1 protein-coding gene is annotated in these 680 nt (G+C 41.5%); it reads right to left on the bottom strand.

All coding sequences use genetic code 11. From position 1 onward, the window contains the following. Window positions 1-172: 172 nt before the first annotated feature. Window positions 173-680: hypothetical protein (locus tag NE668_RS10560; RefSeq protein ID WP_256196760.1), on the bottom strand; the 508-nt coding region annotated here is incomplete at its 5' end.

The raw sequence follows: 680 nt of genomic DNA on the forward strand, positions 1-680 counted from the left end.
GAAAGTATAGGAACTTCAGAGCGCTTTGAAAACCAAAAGCGCTTTGAAGACGCACTTTGAAAAATCCAAAAACGCACCGCACCGTAACTACTACACCGCGAATACTGTGCCCTGAAACATTGCTCAAAAGTATCTCTTTGCTATATATCTCTGTGCTATATCCCTATATAACCTACCCATCCACCTTTCGCTCCTTGAACTTGCATCTAAACTCGACCTCTACATCAACAGGCTTCCAATGCTCTTCAAATTTTACTGTCAAGTAGACCCATACGGCTGTAATATGCTGCTCTTCATAATGTAAGCTTATCTTTATCGAATCGTGTGAAAAACTACTACCGCGATAAACCTTTACGGTTCCCTGAGATTGAATTAGTTCCTTTAGTATATGATACAAGACACTTTTGAACTTTGTACGACGAATTTTGAGGTTCGCCATCCTCTGGCTATTTCCAATTATCCTGTCGGCTATTATCTCCGCCTCAGTTTGATCTTCCGCTTCAGACTGCCATTTTTCACATAATGAATCTATTTCACCCCACAATCCTTCATCCGCCTCCGCATCTTGTTCCGTTAAACTATTGACTTCATGTTGTACATTGTTTAGTTCACGAGAAGGGTCCTCTTCAGGCGGTAGCTCCTGATCTCCTATATGACCTTTATCCTGTTCTCTTTCCACA

It is taken from the genome of Veillonella parvula, from assembly GCF_024461875.1.
Classification (GTDB): Bacteria; Bacillota; Negativicutes; order Veillonellales; family Veillonellaceae; genus Veillonella; species Veillonella parvula_I.